The organism is Akkermansia sp. 54_46 (assembly GCF_001917295.1).
Classification (GTDB): Bacteria; Verrucomicrobiota; Verrucomicrobiia; order Verrucomicrobiales; family Akkermansiaceae; genus Akkermansia; species Akkermansia muciniphila.
In genome coordinates this window covers 22754-41325 of record NZ_MNUD01000023.1, presented here as the reverse complement: position 1 = coordinate 41325, position 18572 = coordinate 22754, and the positions used below count along the sequence as shown (strand labels likewise).

The window sequence follows — 18572 nt, the reverse complement described above, 5'->3', positions numbered from 1 at the left end:
CTTTCCCCCCAGCCTCACACCATCCTGAACAACCATGAACATAGCCACGATTGCCGCCCTAGCCGTCACTCTGGGGCTTCCCGCCCCAGCCCAGCAGTCCGTCACTAAAATCATTACGGAAAACGGGCAGCCCTCTCTGGCCCTGGACGAACAGTTCGCGGCCCGGCTGCGCGGCGGTGGAACAAAGCAGAACTTCCCGGCCACCGTTCCCGCGGAATTTTCGGCAGCCGCGCCCGGACTCCCCCTCCCCGCGGATGCCAACCATGCCGCAGTCAGAGAAACGGCGGAGGAACGTAACCGGCGCATGGAATGGTGGAGGGACGCCAAATTCGGCATGTTCATCCACTACGGCCTGTATTCCGGACTGGCCGGGGAATGGAAAGGCAGGCCCGGAGGTTCCGAATGGATTCAAAAAAACGTGGAAGTGGATACGGACACCTACGCCGCGGAAGCCCTGCCCCTGTTCAAGCCCAGGGAAGGACTGACGGAAGAATGGGCCCAGCTCGCCCGGGATGCGGGGTGTCAATATATAGTGCTCACCAGCAAGCACCATGAAGGCTTCGGCCTGTTTGACAGCGCCTTGACGGATTACGACGCCAAAAGCGCCGTGAACAGGGACATCATTCGCGAATATGTGGACTCCTGCCGCAGGCGCGGCCTGAAAGTGGGCCTCTACCACTCCGTCATTGACTGGCACCACCCGTCTTATGACAACACCATCTGCCCGGATCTCTGCTACCCTGCGGGGCAGGCGGCCATGCTTAACAGGAAAAACATTCCCCGCGACCACGCCGCCTACCAGAAATACCTGCACGCCCAGGTCCGGGAGCTGATGACCCGTTACGCGCCCATCGATATCATGTGGTGGGACTACTCCCAGGGGGCCATGGAGGGGGCCAAAGGCTGGAAAGCGCCGGAACTGATGGACATGGTGCGCTCCATCAATCCCGGCGTCATCATGAACAACCGCCTGTACGCCTATTCCGGCCTGAACAAGGACCAGGCCGGAACGCTGGACCTGCGCTGCGGGGACTATATTACTCCGGAACGCTTCATCCCCCGGCGCGGATATCCCGGCGTGGACTGGGAATCCTGCATGACGGTGAGCGACAAATGGGGCTACAACCGCTACGACACCAACATCAAGTCCCCGGAAACCATCATTGAAAAACTGGTGGAATGCGTTACCAAGGGAGGCAATCTTCTGTTGAACGTCAATCCCATGGCAGACGGCACCATTCCGGAAAAAGTGGCCGCCACCATGCGCGGCGTAGGCCGGTGGCTCAACATCAACGGTGAAGCCGTGTACGGCACACGGGCATTCATTCAACTGGACCAGCCGGCCTCCATCAATCGGCAGGGGGATATCTTCGTCTTCCTGATTCCGCCGCCGGACAAGGGAGCGGCCCAGCCGCCCAGCGAAGGAACCATGAAAGAACTGACGGCGGGCGCGGAACACGCCCGCATGCAGCCGCTGGACGCCACCGGTTATGAAGATGATGAGGGAACGGCCATCACCCTGCCCGCCGGCTATTCCAAAGCATTGCTTTTGGGGGACAACACCGTCCTTCCCGTCGTCAACGGAACGGTTCTGTTCAAGGCTCATGAACATTCCAAAACACCCTGTTCCGTCATCAAACTGAGCAAATAGCCATTGTTCCCACTCATTTGTCCTATGGAGGAAGACCTTTTTTCCCTGGCAGCCGGCAAACAGCCTTCACAGCAGGCAACGAATGAAACGGCATCCCGGGCTGGGGAGGCGCGGGAAAACGCCGGCGCCGGCCACCCCGGAAACGCGGAGGAAACCGCTCCCCGCCGCATAGACTACCTGCGTGCCGAACTGCGCCGCCACAACCGTCTGTATTACGAACAGGCGGAACCGGAGATTTCCGACGCGGAATATGACGCCCTGTTCCTGGAGCTGGAAAAACTGGAAGAAGCCCACCCCGAACTGGCGGATCCGGACTCCCCCACGCGCCGCGTAGGCGGCGCCCCCCTCCAGGGCTTCAACCAGATCAGGCATGCGGTGCCCATGTTGTCCATTGACGACATTTTTGAGCAACGGGACGCCCCCGTGCCGGATGAAGAACTGGCGGAATTCTACCATAAGCTGGCCAGGGCGCTGCAAACGGAGAAAGTTCCCGTCTCCGTGGAACCCAAGATTGACGGAGTGGCCCTTTCCATCATGTACCGCGGCGGGAAGCTGGCTTACGCGGCCACGCGCGGAGACGGAGACGTTGGGGACGACGTAACGGCCAACGTACGCACCATCCGCAGCGTCCCCCTCACTCTCCCTCCCGGCGCGCCGCCCGTGCTGGAAGTGCGCGGGGAAGTCTTCATGCCCAATGAAGCCTTCGCCAAACTGAACGAAGAACGGGACGCCGACGGGCTCCCCGCCTTCGCCAACCCGCGCAACGCCACCGCCGGAACCCTCAAGCAGCTGGACCCCCGGCAGGTGGCCGCCCGTCCGCTGGCCTTCCTGGCCCATGGACTGGGCGCGTATGAAGGCCCGGAACTCAGGGACGCAAAAGGCTTCTGGGACATGCTCCGCCATTGCGGCATCCCCTGCAATGAACCGGTGTATTACACGGACAGCCTGGAATCCACCCGCCAGGCCGTGCGGGATATTGACAGCCTCCGCCATACGCTCCCCTACGGCACGGACGGAGCCGTTATTAAAATCAGTTCCATGGCTACGCGGGAAGCGCTGGGCACTACGGCGCGCGCGCCCCGCTGGGCGGCGGCGTATAAATTCCCCCCGGAACAGAAGGAAACCACCCTGCTGAATATTATCGTGCAGGTAGGACGCACCGGGGTGCTGACGCCTGTGGCGGAATTGCAGCCTGTGCTTCTGTCCGGTTCTACGGTAGCGCGGGCCACCCTCCACAACCAGGATGAAATTGACCGGAAGGACGTCCGCATCGGAGATACGGTGCTGGTGGAAAAGGCGGGGGAAATCATCCCCGCCGTTCTGAAAGTGAACCTCTCCAAACGCCCGGCGGACGCCAGGCCCTACAGCATTCTGGAAGCCACGCAGGGTCTGTGCCCCGCCTGCGGCAATCCCATCATGAAGGAAGAAGGGAAAGTAGCCTGGCGCTGCACCAACTTCACCTGCCCCGCGCAGGCCGTGACGGGCATCACCCACTTCTGTTCCCGTTCCGCTCTGGATGTGGAGAGCATCGGCTCTTCCGTGGCGGAAGCGCTGAGAAGCTCCGGTCTGGCATCCTCTGCGCTGGACCTTTTCTCCCTGACTACGGACCAGCTCGCCAACCTGAACCTGGGCACGCCGGAGGAACCGCGCCGCTATGGGGAAAAAAATGCCCGGAAAGCGCTGGACGCCCTGCAAAACGCGCGAGGGCTTCCGCTGGAACGCTGGCTCATCGCCTTCGGCATTCCTCTGGTGGGGGAAGTTGTCGCCAAGGCGCTGGCGGACACGCATCCCGACCTGAAGCATGTGGCGGATTCTCCCTACCTCCGGGACATCGTCCGCCTGGATGAACTGATGGAAAAGGCCGCCAAAACCAACCCCAACACCCGCGGCAACAAAAAGGCGGTGAAGGAAGGCGCGCTTTCTGCAGAAGCGGTACAGGAACGCCACCAGGAACTGATGGAGGAAATCGACCGCCTGACCGCGCCCTATCTGGCAACGGGCTACCTGCGTAAAAACACGGCCAAATTCAGCTATGGCTCCGAAATAGGCGTGGCGGCGGCCAAATCCCTCCAAAGCTTTTTCGCCTCCGCAGCAGGGAATCACACCATGGACGTCCTGAACGGATTGGGCATCAATCCCCAGTCCCAGTCCTACCGGGCCAACTTTCTGGAAATCCCGGCGGGATCCCTGTCCGGAAAAACCTTCGTCATTACGGGAACGCTCAGCCATCCGCGGGACTACTTTGAACAGCTTATCGCCTCCCACGGAGGAAAAGCTACCGGGGCCATCTCCAAATCCACATCCTTCCTCCTGGCAGGCAGCGGAGGAGGCTCCAAGCGGGACAAGGCCCTCAAGCTGGGCGTGCCCGTCATTTCCGAGGAAGACTTCTACAAAATGATTGGAAATTAATTGCCGCAAAACAGCGGGAACGGAAAGCAGAAACTGAAACGCGCGCATCATGCGTCCGGCTGCCTGTATCTTCGTATTCCCTTCTCTTTTTTCCGTACGCCTTTTTCCGGAAATTTCATTCCTGAATCCAGCAAAAAAGCTTGCTACGGGCAGACATCTGTCCCCTAATAAACCGCGTATGCTGAACCTGCCCAATGCCATTACCCTGACGCGTATTGCCCTGGTAGTCGTCTTTACGGCAGCAGTCAGCGTCGCGGACCAGTATTCCTGGGGATACCTGGCCGCCCTGGTCACGTTCATTCTGGCTGCCTGCACGGACTGGCTGGACGGCTACCTGGCCCGCCGCCTGAACCAGGTCACTACCTTCGGCAAGCTGATTGATCCTCTGGCGGATAAAATAGCCGTCTCCGCCGCCTTCATTTACCTGACGGGGGAAGGGCTCTGCCCCGCCTGGATTACCATTCTCATCATCAGCAGGGAATTCCTGGTCACCGGACTGCGCCAGATTGCGCAGGATCATGGCGTCATCATCCCTGCGGGAACGTCCGGCAAATGGAAAACCGCATTCCAGCTGGCCTTCTGCATCGCCTGCCTGCTGGCCCTGACATGGACGCATACGCCGGAATACCTGCCCTCCATCGCGGACCGGCTGGCCGCGCTCTGCCTGTGGCACGGTTCCGGCGCATCCAACTTGCTGTACCAGGTTACGCTGTGGGGCTCCGTCATCCTGACCGTTTATTCCGGAGCCGTTTACTGCGCGGGCGCCCGCAAATTCCTGAAATAGGAGGGCATACGTCCTTTACCACCCTTTGTTCATTTCTTCCTCAATATCCCTCCGGGATAACACCCGGGAACATTCCTCCCACTGGTCCGCTTCCGGATCCAGGCGGTCATCATACGTCAGCGTGAAAGCGTTCCGCGCCTCGTCACGTTCGTGAACGTATTTATCCAGCCGCTCCTGAAGGGATTCCTGCTCATCTATCCACGCGTCATCAATCGTCTCCGGCAAAGACCCGAACAAATCGTAAATATTCTTCATGCGTTCGGACAAAACGGAATAAATACGTTCATCCAGCGTTCCCCGGTAAACCAGATTGAGCATATCCACGCACTCCCTGCTCTGCCCGAACCGCTTGATGCGCCCCAGCCGCTGCTCCATGCGGGACGGATTCCACGGCAAATCGCAATTAATCAGCGTTCCCAGAGTCTGGAGGTTCAACCCTTCACAGGCGGCGTCCGTAGCTACCACGACGCGGATTTCCCGGTTCTTCACGGCGCGCTTAATCGGTTCCCGCTCTTCCGCGGCGGAAGAATGGCCCAGGAACAGGCGGCTGCGCCCCACCCCGGCGTACAGGGCTACCGGCTCATCGCCCAATTCCGCCGCCAGCCAGCCGGCTACATGGGCGGCGGTATCATAATACTGGCTGAAAATGATGCAGCCATGTTCCAGCCAGTTTTTTCCGTCCGTTCGGAACTCCGTCAGGAACCACCTGATTGTCTCCAGTTTTTTATCCCGGGCGCTTTCCTGCTCCAGCAGGCGGCTCACTGTTTTCAGGCAGGCTTCTTCCGCCGGGGAAAGATTGCTTAAAAAACTTTCCCGCATTTCCTCTTCGTCATCCTCCCCTTCCGCCCAATCCTCTTCCATGGAGCCGCGGCCCAGCAATTTTTCCGCAGTAGAACGCCCGGCCTCGTAGCTGGAACAGATGCGCTTCAACAGCAGTGATTTCATAAATCCCGCGGACGGCGTGCGCGCCGCCAGCAGACGGCAAAATTCCTCTGCGGCCGCATAAGCTTCGTCAAAGGAAGGCTGGGTCGGCAAGGCCAGCCCATTGAAATGATACCCGTATTTCCTCCCGGCGTCAGCGTCCGTTCCCAGCGGATGCAGGCGCACCCCCACCCGAACCAGCAGCCCCTTCTCTTCCAGCATGGAACGTTTGCGCAACACGGTGCACCTCAACACGGGATTGTGGAATTTGAACCAATCCCTCCCGGCGCAGGCGTCCAGGGCGGAACGGAACTCATAAGCCCCGGCCAGATCCCTGTACAGCGCGCGGGAGACAAAACACCCGTCATCCTCTCCGGCGGCATCTCTCAAGTCATCCAGGGCAGGATCCTCAAAACGGGGCGGCATGGGATTGCACAGCCATTGCCACCGTTCCTCCTCCCTCATGCCGTCAGCGCCCGCCTCTCCCGTCACCAGCGGCAGGGCGCGCTCCATATCGCGCCATGGGGACAGGGCATCCCCCAGCACATGGGGGGCATCCCCGCCCAGGGTCTCCAGCAAATCCCACAGTTCCCGCACCTGGGTCTGGATCGGCGTGGCGGTGCCCAGAATCATGTGCCGGGTTCTGCGCCCCGCGCGCTCCATGAAGCGCAGCAGGTTGTTTTTCTTTCTGCGCTGTTCCGTCCCCTGCGCCCGGGCCCGGTGCGCCTCATCCAGAATCACCAGGCCGTACACCCCGTTCAGCAACACCTCGCTCTCACGGGTAAACTTTTTCGTCCCCGCGTCATACTGGTGCATGATAATCCCGGTGGACACAATGCCGATGCGGCACGGGCAGCGGCCGATGCTCTTCAGATCCTTCCGGGGGGATAACATGCGGCCGTCCACGCTCACCCACGCTTTTTCCACGGAAGACCACACGGCGGAGGGCACGCCCAGCCTGTCCTTCATTTCCACCTGCCATTGAAACGTCAGCGTAGAGGGGGAAAGAATCAGCACGGGGCCGTCCCCCAGCAGGGCGCTGACCACGGCGCTCCCCGCCATGGAGAGGGTTTTGCCCACGCCCACTTCATCCGCCAGCAGCAGGCGGGCCTTGCCGAACCTGCGGCGGTCCTGCAAAAAACGGACCACGAATGCCCTTTGCCAGGGCTGGAGCTGTTCGCCGCCGCGGTAGATCGGCGCCTCCGCCAGGGCGGCCCGCGGCATGGACTCCGGCGTCCGTCTTGCCTCCGCCAGGGGAATTTCCTCCCGCCGCGCCAGACGGAACACCTCCTGCCTGATCGCCTCCGGCAAAGGCACGGCCGTGTTCCACAGGGCAAAAAACTCCCGTTCCACCCAGACCGCGCTCTCCTCTCCGTCATCAGACCACAGCAGTTCATAATTCCTCTTCCAGCCGTTCAGGCTTTCATTGACGGAACCCACAAAAGCGCGGCGGGGCCGCCCGGATTCCGGAGAGTAGGAGATGCAGCCCGCCTTGCCGTGCAGGAACATTTTTTCTCCAGGAACCAGCCGTATTTCCAAGTTCCCCTGCTCCAGCATCCGCGCCAGCCGGCGGTACTGCTCCCGGCGCAGCAGGGAGGCCATGCCGGGGTCTTCCTCATTCCAGCGGGCTTTCAGCTCCGCCTCTCCCCCCGCCGCCATCAGATCCGCCGCGTCCAGGTCGGAATTGCACAGTATTTTCACCTCCGGCACGGCTTCCAGCGCTTCTCCGGCCACCTCAAAAACGGAACTGCGGAAATACCCGGCAATGCGCAGGTAGCGGCGGGCGCCCTTCAGCGCCTCCGCCAGAAAATCCCCGTGCAAATCCGCCGTGCGGGAACTGTAGCGTTGCAGGCTCATCGCTTTCCGTCAGTTTTTCCCTCCCCCGTCAGGCCCGGTGCGCGCGCAGCGCCTCCGCCAGCACGCGGGCGCATTCCGCCTCCTTTTGCGGGGTAAACGCGCCTTTGTCCGCCCTGCCGCCGCGCGTCCGCGCCAGGAACTCCGCCATGCCCGCCAGCGTCTCCCGCAGCAGGGCGTAACGGCCGCGGCAGTCTTCCGCCAGCGCCGCCAGAACCTGTTCCGCCTCTTCCCCCTGCCGCAGCAGGCGCATGGCGTTCAACAGGGCGCGCAGGGGGGAGCCGCCCCATTCATCCTCCGGGTCGCGGTCACCGCTACCCAGTTCATCTGACAGCTTCAGGCGGGCGTTATTGGCGCGGGATTCCGCGCTCATCAGGCGTTCATGGCCCGCCACGCGCAGCGCGCGCGCCATGTTGGTGTACATGTCCAGCTTTTGGGAGCCTTCCCGTTCCAGGGCGGCCGTCTTCAGGTAAAAGCGCTCCGCGGCGTTCAGCATGTTCCAGCCGCGTTCCAGCGCGGCTGGCAGCCCGGCAGGGCGCAGCAATTCCTCCGCCACATCCTGCGCGTAGCGGATCAACGCATCCACCATGGCCACCGCGCGGACGCCGGGCGCTTCCGCCTCACGCCGCATCTCCACGCCGTCAATGACGTCACAGCCCGTCAGCACGCGCATGGCTGCCGTATAAGCCGCCATCTGGAAATCCACCGGCTGGTACAGGCCGCCGCTTTCCTCCCCCGCCAGGCGGCTGTTCTGCCCGTTCATGCGCTCCACCTGGGCGCGCACTTCTTCCTGCAGCTCATATTCCAGCTCATCCCGCCAGGCCCGATGTTCCCCGGCGGCGCGCCGCAGCGTCAGCAGCACCGTCCCCGTCACGTTCGCCCCGGTGCGCAAGGCGCAGTCCGTCTCCGTCACCACATACCAGGAGGCGGTCACCCGCAGCCCCGCCGCCCAGATGATCCAGGCCAGTTCCCCCCACAGCTCTCCGCTCTTGTGCGTGAACATCAGCGTGATGGAACCGCCGGAACTCATGTGTTCCGCCAGCCGGCGGAACGCCCGGACCATCCCTTTCCGGAACCCTTCTCCCGTTCCTTTCACCGCCAGCGCGCGGCGGGAATCCCAGACCCAGCCCCGGAATTCCTCCGGCGGGTTCCGCCGCATCCACGCGATGAAGAATTCATAAATTTCCTCATAATTCACGGCATCCCCGTAGGGCGGATCCGTGACGCAGAAATCATATTCCTCCTCCCACTGTTCCGCGGGGCGGTTGAGCACCTCCGCCGCAACCCCCTCCGGCAGCGGACAGGGGCTCATTCTCCCCTCCACCACATTTCCCAGATACGCGCTTCCCCGGCAGCCGTAATTGTTCTGCGTGTTCAGCGCCTGGTTGTAAAAAACATTTTGAACAATACCACCACCACCCGCCGCCGATGCCTTATTCCAAACGCTTAAACGGGCATTCCAGTTCAACGCGTTCATCACGAAGGGAGCCGTCTCCGCCGTCATATGCCGCCGCAGGATGGCCCCCGCAAGCAACTGGCGCGGATTAAACAAATGCCGCCAGTGCGTCCAGCCGCGTTCACGCATCGGTTGATTTGTATTATATCCAGCCTCAATCTTCATGTCCGGCAGCAGGCCTGCCGCCTCCCAGTCCGCCAGATGGGCGCGGACGTACTCCGTCACCCGGCGTTCCCGTTCCAGATCCGCCTCCGTCACGGCCCGGAATTGGGATTCCGCCCGTCCGGCTTCCTCCGTCTCCCGGATCCACTGCACGCAGTAGAGCCGCTCCTGCAGGATGTCCTCCGGGCGGGGGACGATGTCCTCCTTTTCCCACGGGCGCAGGCGGTTGCGGTTGTTCCCCTGTTCATCCCTGTAATCCCCGCGGATGGTGCTCATCCGGGTGCGGTACGCGGTAATTCCGTCCGGGGAATGAACCAGCGTTCCGTTCCCCGCCCTGGGCAGGGTGCCCTGCGCCTCCGCCCGTTTCTTCTCCTCCGGCCATCGGGCCGCGTCCACGTACTCAATGGAAATGTCATACCGCTTGCGGACGGGGTCCGGAACCAGCCGCGCCACCACCCGGCGCCCCTCGCTGATCACCAGCGTGGGCAGCACGGGCACCATCCAGCCGGACTGGGGGCAGCGCACCTCCAGGCAATACAGGTAGGCCCGGCCGCGCCAGCCGCGGCCGTCCCGCTCCACGCCCAGGGCGTCCATCTCCCGCGCCAGCGCGCGCGCCAGCTCACGGCGCGCCTTCTCCTGCCGCGCGGCGTCCGCCTCGGAGCAGCCCGCCACATGAAAAGCGCCCCAGCTCAGCAGGCAGGCCACGGGGTTCAGGTCCGCCGCGCGCGCGTCACAGCCCAGCCGCGCCGCCTCAAAGGGGATCTGCCCGCTGCCGCTGAAGGGATCCGCCATGCGGGGGCGGCGGCCATAGCGCGCCACGCCCAGCTGCTCCACCAGCTCCGGGAAGGAGCGTGCCTCCGTCCCCAGGCGGGCGTTCACCTCATCCCAGACGCCCTCCCAGAACCCCTCCCCCATTTCCTCCGGCCGTTTGGCCTCCCGTACCAGATCCGCGTAGCTGAGTTCCCCGCGCCGGTAACGCTCCGCCATTTCCGCCGCCTGAGGCGCGCGGGAACGGGGCAGCGCGGCCCGCAGGCGCGCCTGCAGCGCCTGCGGGTCCATCCCCATCAGGCGCTCAAACAGGCGCAGGTCCCCCACATCGTCCCCTGTGGCGGGCAGCAGCGTCCCCAGCACGCATGCCTTGTTCAGGATGAGCGGCTTGCGCCCCTTCCAGTAACTTCCCAAAGAAGTCAACGTCTGCCCTCTTACTGCCTGTCTTTCTTTAAACACTTCCGCAGACAAACGCTGCACGGGAAAAATCACCTCCATCAGGGAGGGGGCATGCTGTAAACTGAAGGGAGCAATCATAAGGATGAATTCAGGTTCAGGTGATAAAGATACAAACAATTAAGATTCAAGCTTCAAAAAAATCTGCGCGCCTTCTTCCCCGCCACGCCCGGCGGCGCCCTCCCGCCGCCTGAGGCGCGCGGAGGGAGCGGCCTCTCCCATCATCAGCGCCAGCGCCCTGCGCCAGCCGCGCTGACAGTCGTCCGCCAAGGGCGCGAAACGAGCCGTTCTGCCGAACAGCCACAGCCGCTCCTCCGGGCGGAACCCCTGCCACGCGTTGGCCATGCGCAGCGCCTCCGCGCCGGAGGCGGCGTGTTCCAGCGCCCAACACAACACGCACAGCTCCCGGCCCAGCATGCGTTCCAGCCACACGCCGCCCGTACGCCACCTGCCGGGCAGCTGCTTCCCGGCCTGCAGGCGCTCATTGAACTCCCGCATCACCAGCTCGCTGACGGCGGACCAGCAGGAACGCTTCACCCGCGCCCTCAGCAGGGCGCCCTCCGGGCGGCTGCCGTCACCGGCAAAGCCCATGTCCTCATACAGGGCAACCGCCGCGCGGGAAGCCTGGGGAATTTCCAACCGGAAACGGTGAGCGCCGCATGCCGCCGGCGCGCCAAAGTCAATCCATTCAGGCATCCTGTCTCAATTCTTCAGGTTGATAAGCAATGGCGGCATTTTTCAGAAAGCGTTCCAGCTCCCGGGCAGCAGGAGCCAGACAGGTCTTGAATCTCAATTCCATGCCGGCGGAATCCGGAAGAAGGGTTTTACCGCCGTCTCCAGGCGCGAGGATGGCGGCCGCCAGGCCCTTCAGGCGGCCCGCCGGTATCTCCAGCCTCCCCAGCTTCAACTGGACGCTCTGCTCCCCGGACCCGAAGAGCAGCTGCGCCTCCCGGAAGGTGACGCCGCACTCCTCCGCCACGTCCAGCGCCTTCGCCGCGCTGACGCCGGGGCTTTTATACCCCCCGGCGGCATCCAGGCGCGCCGGAGCGTCCGGGCTCAAAACGGCCATGGGATCGCTGACCGCCCCCCCCTTCCGTTCCGCCGGCAGCGTAAAGCTTTCTCTGGTTTCCAGCCCCTCATGCTCCGCGAAGGCCTCAATCCGGACCTCCCCGGCGCCTACCTCCAGCGGGCCTTCATAAAGGAGGCCGTCTCTGGGATTGCTGCCGTCCAGCGTATAGCGGATGGGAATATCCGGGCGCGCGGGAGCCAGCAGCAGTTCCGCCAGCCCCGTTCCCGGCCTGCGGTTGACGCGCAGGCGCAATTCATTCCGCCAGCATTGGGGGTCCCCCGTCTCAAATTTGCCCGTGGGGTCTTTGACCAGGAATTCCACCCGCAGGGCGCGGGTTTCCAGCCTGTCGGACGTCAGGCAGGGGCTCTCCTCCGTCACGGCGCCGTCTTCCTCGTAATGGATTTCCGGACAGGGGCCTCCGTCCACGGGATCCACCGCCAGACGAACCAGCCCGCTGTCATCCGGACCGTATTCCCGCGTCCACCGCAGGGAAGCGCGGCGGGGGCGCGGCTCGCGGGTGATGGAGCCGTTGCCCAGGTCTTCCCAGCGTTCTCGCCGGAAGGCCTGCCGTTTCAACTCATCCAGCCCCTGAGGGCCGACGGGGAGCAGCGGCATTTCCGTCACCGTTTTGAGGCGGGAACGCAATTCCGTAACGGCAATTACGGGAGAGTCCGGATTGAACAGGCAGGCTTCCGCCCGGGAACAGAGCATGTCCGCATGGGCTTCCACATCCGCGTACAGCCTGATGGGGGGGGCCTCCAACGCCTTTCTGACGCGGATTTCCCCGTTGTCTTTCCCGGAGGTATCCAGTTTTTTCACCGTGAAACGGGAGCCATGGAAATAATGAAGGGAGTCAAACGTGGCCAGGACGGCGGCGTTCCAGCTGTGTTCGTCATTGTTCAGGCGTTCCTGCAGTTCCGCGTACTGGGGATGCCCGTTCCCCATAGTCTGGGCGGCGCGGCGGGCGGCGTACACGCGGCGGGCGGCTTCATCCAGATTCCCCATGCCGCGGGAGCCGTAGAGGAGCAGCAGGTTGTTCTTTTCCGGGAAATCCCCCAGGGCACGCATGCAGGCCTCCGGCGTGGGCGCGTCCCCCGGCATGGCGATGTACAGCACGCGCTCGCGCGCCAGGGCGGCGCGCACCCTGTCCGGAGCCTCAAAACAGAGGACGGAGGCGTAAGCCAGCTTTTCCGCCGGCGCGAAAGTTTCCAGAAGCCGTTCGCGAAGCAGTTCCCGGATGCGGGCGGCCGGAGCGTTCCGCGCGTAACTGGCCAGTTTGCTGGTCAGGTTCTCATTGCGGTCAAAATAAAGCCGCCCGTCTTCCTCATGCAGGTACCACGCGCGGCCGCGCAGCTCCTCAAGAGCTTCCCGGAACGGGGCTACCGCCGCGCCGGGCGCCGTCACGTAACGGAACAGTTCCCGGGGAGCCAGGCCGCGCACCGTTTCCGCCCCGGCGTTTTCCGCCAGGCTGCTCATCATCAGCATCATGGCCGCCCGGGTGGCGCAGGCATGGCCGTTCCTGCGGTCCAGCTCCTGCGCGAAGGCGTCCCCCTGCTCATTCCAGATGTCGCGCGCCAGGGCGCCGTCCAATCTGGCAATATCCCGGAACTTGTCCCGGACATCCGCCAGGGAGGGGTCAAAGTGCTGGGCGCCCGCCAGGCACGCGTCCCCGGAACTGCCCTGCCAGATGGATTTGAGCAGGCGGGAGGCCAGCTCCAGCAGGCCCCGCGTTTGCTGGAAGCCCTCATTATCCTTGAACAGCGCCGCGATTTTGGAAAAACTGGGATGGAAGGGATACGTCTGCCTGATGGAATCCGCGTCCTGCAGGGCGGCGGCATCCAGCACGCCGGCTTTCACCCCTTCTTCCAGACTGCGGCGGAAGTCTTCCGCCACTCCGGCAATGACTTCCTCCGGAGGCAGGGACCGGAACAGGCGCCTGCGCAGAATTCCGTAAATCTCATTCCCCTCCAGCTCCACGGGCGTGACGGAATCCAGCATGCGCCTCTCCCCGTCATTAACGGCATCCCGCAGGGCATGGTTCATGAAACGGGAACCGCGGGCATGCGCCCCTTCCAGCGTGGAGACGATCATGAACGCCTGCCCCGTTTCCCGCGCCGCCACCAGCATGTTGGTGTACGCGTTGGAAATGATGTCCGCCACGGTGCCGTTCCCGGAGGGCTGCGTGGCGTAATATTCAAAGTACGGCGGCATTTCATCCAGCATCACCAGCAGGGGGCCTCCCGCCCGGCGGAACAGATTTTTCCAGGCGCCGGAGTCCGGAGCTTCCAGCGTCGTAAAAGCATTCGGAAGGCCCAGCTGCCGCGCGATTTCTCCCCAGAAAAAGCCCGGCGGCCGGTTTCTCCCGTTGAACGCCGCCACCCGGGCGGCGCCAAAGTCATTGATATGCGGCACGCCCGGCATCACCTCCCGCCTCAACTCCGGATCCGCCGCCAGAAGAGCCGCGCATTTCATCAAATGCGTCTTGCCGCCCCCCAGCGCCTGCTTCAGAACTACCCCGGCGCAGGAGGATTGGCCCGCCAGACGGGCAACCGCCTTGCGTACCAGCTCTTCCAGCCCGCGCGTCACGTACGTTCCGGCAAAAAAAGCTCTCCCGTCCGTCCCGCGTATGTCTTCTTCCAAATTCTCAATCTGTTCCCCTACTCTGACCTCCAAAGCGCCATCCCTCAATTCACACAGCTCCTTGATGCTCTTCACCGTTTGAAACTAGCTGATTCCCTATCCGTCAATCGAGCGACTTTCCAAATAATTATAGATGTTCATGAATCTGAAATTCTGACATCTAGCGTCTCAACAACATATTTCATCTCTGATTTTTACGCCCAAAATCGCCAAGAGGCATTTATTAAATGCCCAGAAAGGAGACTTCTTTCTCTTACACGAAGTGGGACGACAAATTCATCAAAACATAAAACATTCATTATCAATATAATAATAAGACAACATTTTAGGATTGACGACGGATAGGGAATCCGTTGCTTATGCTACATCCATGAACAAGATGCACTTGACGGAAGAAGAAACGCTTTTGATACAATGGATAAGAAAAACGCGCCTTTCCCCCGCGGAGTTGATGCTGACAACCCAAATGCTCCGCAGAGCGGCAAGAGGAACCAGGGGAAGGCAACAATGCGTGGAACTGGGAATTCAGGCCTGGAGGGAGATGAAAAGAACGGTTTCTTTTAAGACATGCGTGGAGGAATCTCTGAAGGCCAGAGCGCACCGGCGACCGCGCACCCTGGGAGAAATACGTTCCGTGAGCGCGCGCATGATGAGGGAATGGCCTGCCTTGCAGGGGAAAATGATGAGAAGCCTGCGTACGGAAGACTGCCGGGCCATCCTGTCACGCTTCCCGACACCGGGCGGAATGCGGAAAGCCAGAGTGATTCTGCACGGCATCTGCGCGTTTGCCTGCCGCCGGGGCTGGGCAGGAGGAAACCCCGTGGAGGGCACGTTCGCCCCGGCCGTCATTGAAAAAAAAATCCCCGTCCTGATGCCGGAAGAATGCGGCCGACTGATCAGAACCGCACAAAAGGAATATGACGGCGCGTGCCTGCCGGCGGCCGTGCTCATGCTGTACGCGGGAGTGCGCCCACAGGAGGTCAGAAGATTAAGGTTCCGGCATCTCCGCCTGGAGAATGGGGAACTGATCATTCCGTCAACGCACAGCAAAACGGGAGGCTCCCGGCTGGTAACCCTGCAGCCGGTGGCCCTGCGCTTCCTGCGCTCATTCCGGCGCGTTCCGCCGGATACCTTCATTTGCCCGAAAGGCTGGGAAAGGAAATGGAGAGAGGTGCGCGTACGGGCGGGCTGGAACAAAAACCACCCTTGGGCGCAGGACATATTGCGCCATACCTTCGCCAGCTATCACGCTGCGGCCTTTCGGGATTATACCGCTCTTCAATGGGAAATGGGCCACCGGGACGGAAGACAGCTGCGAACGCGGTATATGAACATGGATTCCATCGGACGAAAACACGCGGCTCTCTTCTGGAAAGGCAGGGAACGCCAGTATGAACGCAGGAGCCTCAACATCAACCAGAACGGCTTTTTTGGCTGAGCTGAAATTTTTCCCGCCGGTTTTTCCATTTCCCGTCAATAACCGGAACCGGCGAAACGGACGCATTCTCCCTGCTCCTTATTCAACAACTTTTAAACGGTCCGGAAAGCGCGGAAACATGATTTTAATCATTCAAAAAACTTTTGAACGGAATTGAAGTCAGCGCGGTCTCACTTGCTGCAAACGGTTCGCCGGACCGTTCCAGTCGGGAAGCTTCAACCGGAGTTTCAATCATGAAAATAACCTCGTTCATCATCAGGACACTATGCGCGGGCACCGTCGGTTCCCTCGCCTGCCAGGCCGCCATGCAGGCTTACGCGGATGACGTTCCCTCCACCTTCGTGGAAGGAAATTATTCCCCGGAAGTAGCCCGCTACGTGCAGAGCATCGCAGGCGTGGCGCTGGCCTCGGGCATTCATGATTACGACGAAAACGCCACCAGCAGTTATCAGGTTCTGGCTCAGGTCCTTAATAGCGGCAATGTAACGGAATTGCCGGAAGATCTGAAACGGGCCATTGGAATGCTGACTGGCTACGTCCCCGACCCGAATGAAATCATCCAGCCTATCATGTCCAGAAAACAGATTGAGAGGATGAGAAAGATGGCGGACCGCATCAAGAACCTGATGGAGGAAAAATACGGAGTGGACCTGGAAGACTGTACGAACATCATGAAGCGCACTCTGGCCCCGTCCATCCCGGACATCCTCCGCTCCTGCGGCATGGAAGGCACCCAGCTGCCTGCCACCACCGCTTTCCGCCCCAGGCTGGGCAAGGCTCTGAATGAAGCCTATGCCAGGCTTGCGGCGCCAAAACTTCCCGCCGCCGGCATGGCGCAATAACCGGACCATCTACGGATGATCGGGAAGATAATCCCGATTCCACGGCACGCGGCCCCCTGCCAGGGTCCCCTGAATAGAAGCCGCAGGAAACGGAATGATCTTCCCCTTCTCCGGGAACGGAAACGGCAGCCAGCGCCGGCGGCAACAAACAACACCCTCCGGATGTCCTCCGATGCAGGGCCGATCCTTCGGAACGCGGAGCGGCGATACGCCCGCTCCCCTGCTTTATTCCCAAGCAACGGCATGCAACATCGGCACAACCGGATGATGCCCTTACAGGCCCCGTCCTTCCCGCGCTGCGGCAGGACCGGGGCTTTTTCATATCCGGGATTTTCAAAAGGCGGCGGCATACCCTCCTGATTCTCTTCAGGAATCAGGGATATTCCGTTTTTACAGAGGAATGCATTTTTTCATCATCTGTGAAAGAAAGCTTCTCAAGCCTCAGTATTTATGGCAGACTAGGGATTCAAATCCTTCATACAATTACCATCCATGGATAATTCATCATCACGCCGTCGTTTCCTTCAGACCCTGGGCCTGGCCACTGGCGCCCTTGCTGCCGGTTCCTTTGCCAACGCCCAGGAAGTAGCCCCCCTGGCTCCCAGGAAAATCACCATTCCGGACCCGAATAACATCGGCCCCATGACCACGTGGCCCCCGCGCAAGCCCGGCGCCATCTACATGGGCGGCTTCAGGGCTCCCAAGCTGGACAAGGTGCGTGTGGCCTTTGTCGGCGTGGGTGAACGCGGTTCCATGCACGTGGGCCAGATGGCCGTTATAGAAGGTGCGGAAATTGTCGGCATTTGCGACCTGTATGAAGACTGGGCCAAGCGCAGTGCGGACGTCGTGGAAAAGAAGACGGGCAAGCGCCCCCCCATTTTCACGAAAGGACCGGAAGACTACAAGCGCATGATGAAGGAAGTCAAGCCGGACGCCGTCATCGTCTGCCCCAGCTGGGAATGGCACTGCCGTGTTACCTGCGACGTGATGAAGATGGGCGCCCACGCCTTTGTGGAAGTGCCTATGGCCGTCTCCATCAAGGAACTCTGGGAAATCGTGGATACCTCCGAAGAAACCAGGAAGCACTGCATGATGATGGAAAACGTCAACTACGGACGTGAAGAACTCATGTACTTGAACATGGTGCGCCAGGGCGTCATTGGCGATCTGCTGTACGGAGAAGCCGCCTACATCCATGAACTGCGCGGACAGATGAAGCAGGTGGAACGCGGCACCGGTTCCTGGAGAACCTATCACTACGCCAAGCGCAACGGCAACGTGTATCCCACGCACGGCCTCGGCCCCATTGCCCAGTACATGAATCTGGCCCGCAAGGACGACTGCTTCGGCAGGCTCGTCTCCTTCTCCAGCCCGGCCCTGGGCCGCGCCGCGTACGCCAGGAAAAATTTCCCGGCGGACCACAAGTGGAACAAGCTGGACTTTGCCTGCGGCGATATGAATACTTCCATCATCAAGACCACCATGGGCCGCACCGTCCTGGTGGAATGGGATGAAACAAGTCCGCGCCCCTACTCCCGCCTGAACCTTATCCAGGGCACCCTGGGCACCCTGGCCGGCTTCCCGACCCGCGTAGCCGGCGAAAAACTGGGCAACGGAAATTATCATGAATGGATTGAAGGCAAAGAAAAACTGGCCCCCATTTTTGAAAAGTACGACCACCCGCTCTGGAAGAGAATCGGGCCGCTGGCCCTGAAGATGGGCGGTCACGGCGGCATGGACTTCGTGATGCTCTTCCGCATCATCGAATGCCTCCGCAATGGCGAACCGATGGACCAGAACGTTTATGAAGGAGCCTTCTGGTCCTCCGTCTCCGAGCTTTCCGAATACTCCGTGGCCCAGGGCGGCATGCCCCAGGTATTCCCGGACTTCACCCGCGGAGACTGGAAAACGACTGCTCCGCTGGGCATCGTCCAGTAACAACCGGCGACTTTCCCCGGCCCGGAGCTTTTCCGCCTCCACGGCGGGCTTCCGGGCCGGGGCCAATGCCCTCTTTGCAAAAAAACAGGCCCAGCTTGCAGGCGGCCTGTTTTTTATTGCGTCAACGACATCCTATTCCAGAAGTTGAAAGACGCTGCACGCGTTTCACTTGTCCGGAAAGCCC

General features: G+C 61.6%; 10 protein-coding genes. 6 read left to right on the top strand and 4 right to left on the bottom strand.

The window, feature by feature from the left end:
- The first annotated feature begins 34 nt into the window (after positions 1-34).
- The 3 genes from BHW66_RS03780 to pgsA all read left to right on the top strand — a co-directional run bounded on the left by BHW66_RS03780 (position 35) and on the right by pgsA (position 4844).
- Entirely contained in the window at positions 35-1651 is a 1617-nt protein-coding gene (locus BHW66_RS03780; protein ID WP_217730392.1) for an alpha-L-fucosidase, read from the top strand.
- 24 nt (positions 1652-1675) lie between these two features.
- Positions 1676-4060, top strand: a complete 2385-nt coding sequence (gene ligA / locus BHW66_RS03775) for an NAD-dependent DNA ligase LigA (protein ID WP_215440072.1) — start codon at positions 1676-1678, stop codon at positions 4058-4060.
- Positions 4061-4238: 178 nt separating this feature from the next.
- Positions 4239-4844 carry a CDP-diacylglycerol--glycerol-3-phosphate 3-phosphatidyltransferase gene (gene pgsA / locus BHW66_RS03770; protein WP_022198043.1) on the top strand — a complete coding sequence of 202 codons (606 nt, stop codon included), beginning with the start codon at positions 4239-4241 and terminating at the stop codon, positions 4842-4844.
- Between the two features lie 15 nt (positions 4845-4859).
- Here the strand turns inward: pgsA and BHW66_RS03765 are convergent, their stop codons facing one another.
- From BHW66_RS03765 to BHW66_RS03750, 4 genes are read right to left on the bottom strand one after another with little or no spacing between them, the layout of a single operon-like run.
- Complete coding sequence (locus BHW66_RS03765) at positions 4860-7622, bottom strand: phospholipase D-like domain-containing anti-phage protein (RefSeq protein ID WP_123052237.1); 2763 nt, start codon at positions 7620-7622, stop codon at positions 4860-4862.
- Between the two features lie 28 nt (positions 7623-7650).
- Entirely contained in the window at positions 7651-10542 is a 2892-nt protein-coding gene (locus BHW66_RS03760; protein WP_286688914.1) for a DUF1156 domain-containing protein, read from the bottom strand.
- A gap of 39 nt (positions 10543-10581) precedes the next feature.
- Positions 10582-11157: a DUF3780 domain-containing protein gene (locus BHW66_RS03755; RefSeq protein ID WP_286688913.1), complete on the bottom strand. Its 576-nt coding sequence runs from the start codon at positions 11155-11157 to the stop codon at positions 10582-10584.
- Positions 11150-14245 carry a DUF499 domain-containing protein gene (locus BHW66_RS03750; protein ID WP_286688912.1) on the bottom strand — a complete coding sequence of 1032 codons (3096 nt, stop codon included), beginning with the start codon at positions 14243-14245 and terminating at the stop codon, positions 11150-11152. Before BHW66_RS03750 ends, BHW66_RS03755 begins: the two co-directional genes overlap by 8 nt.
- A 295-nt stretch (positions 14246-14540) precedes the next feature.
- Between BHW66_RS03750 and BHW66_RS03745 the strand changes: the two genes are divergently transcribed.
- The 3 genes from BHW66_RS03745 (at position 14541) to BHW66_RS03735 (ending at position 18388) form a co-directional block, all read left to right on the top strand.
- Positions 14541-15608 carry a tyrosine-type recombinase/integrase gene (locus tag BHW66_RS03745; protein WP_022196857.1) on the top strand — a complete coding sequence of 356 codons (1068 nt, stop codon included), beginning with the start codon at positions 14541-14543 and terminating at the stop codon, positions 15606-15608.
- A 233-nt stretch (positions 15609-15841) separates the two neighbouring features.
- Entirely contained in the window at positions 15842-16450 is a 609-nt protein-coding gene (locus BHW66_RS03740; RefSeq protein WP_022196858.1) for a hypothetical protein, read from the top strand.
- 492 nt (positions 16451-16942) lie between these two features.
- Positions 16943-18388, top strand: a complete 1446-nt coding sequence (locus tag BHW66_RS03735) for a Gfo/Idh/MocA family oxidoreductase (RefSeq protein ID WP_102732753.1) — start codon at positions 16943-16945, stop codon at positions 18386-18388.
- The last annotated feature ends 184 nt before the right edge of the window (positions 18389-18572 follow it).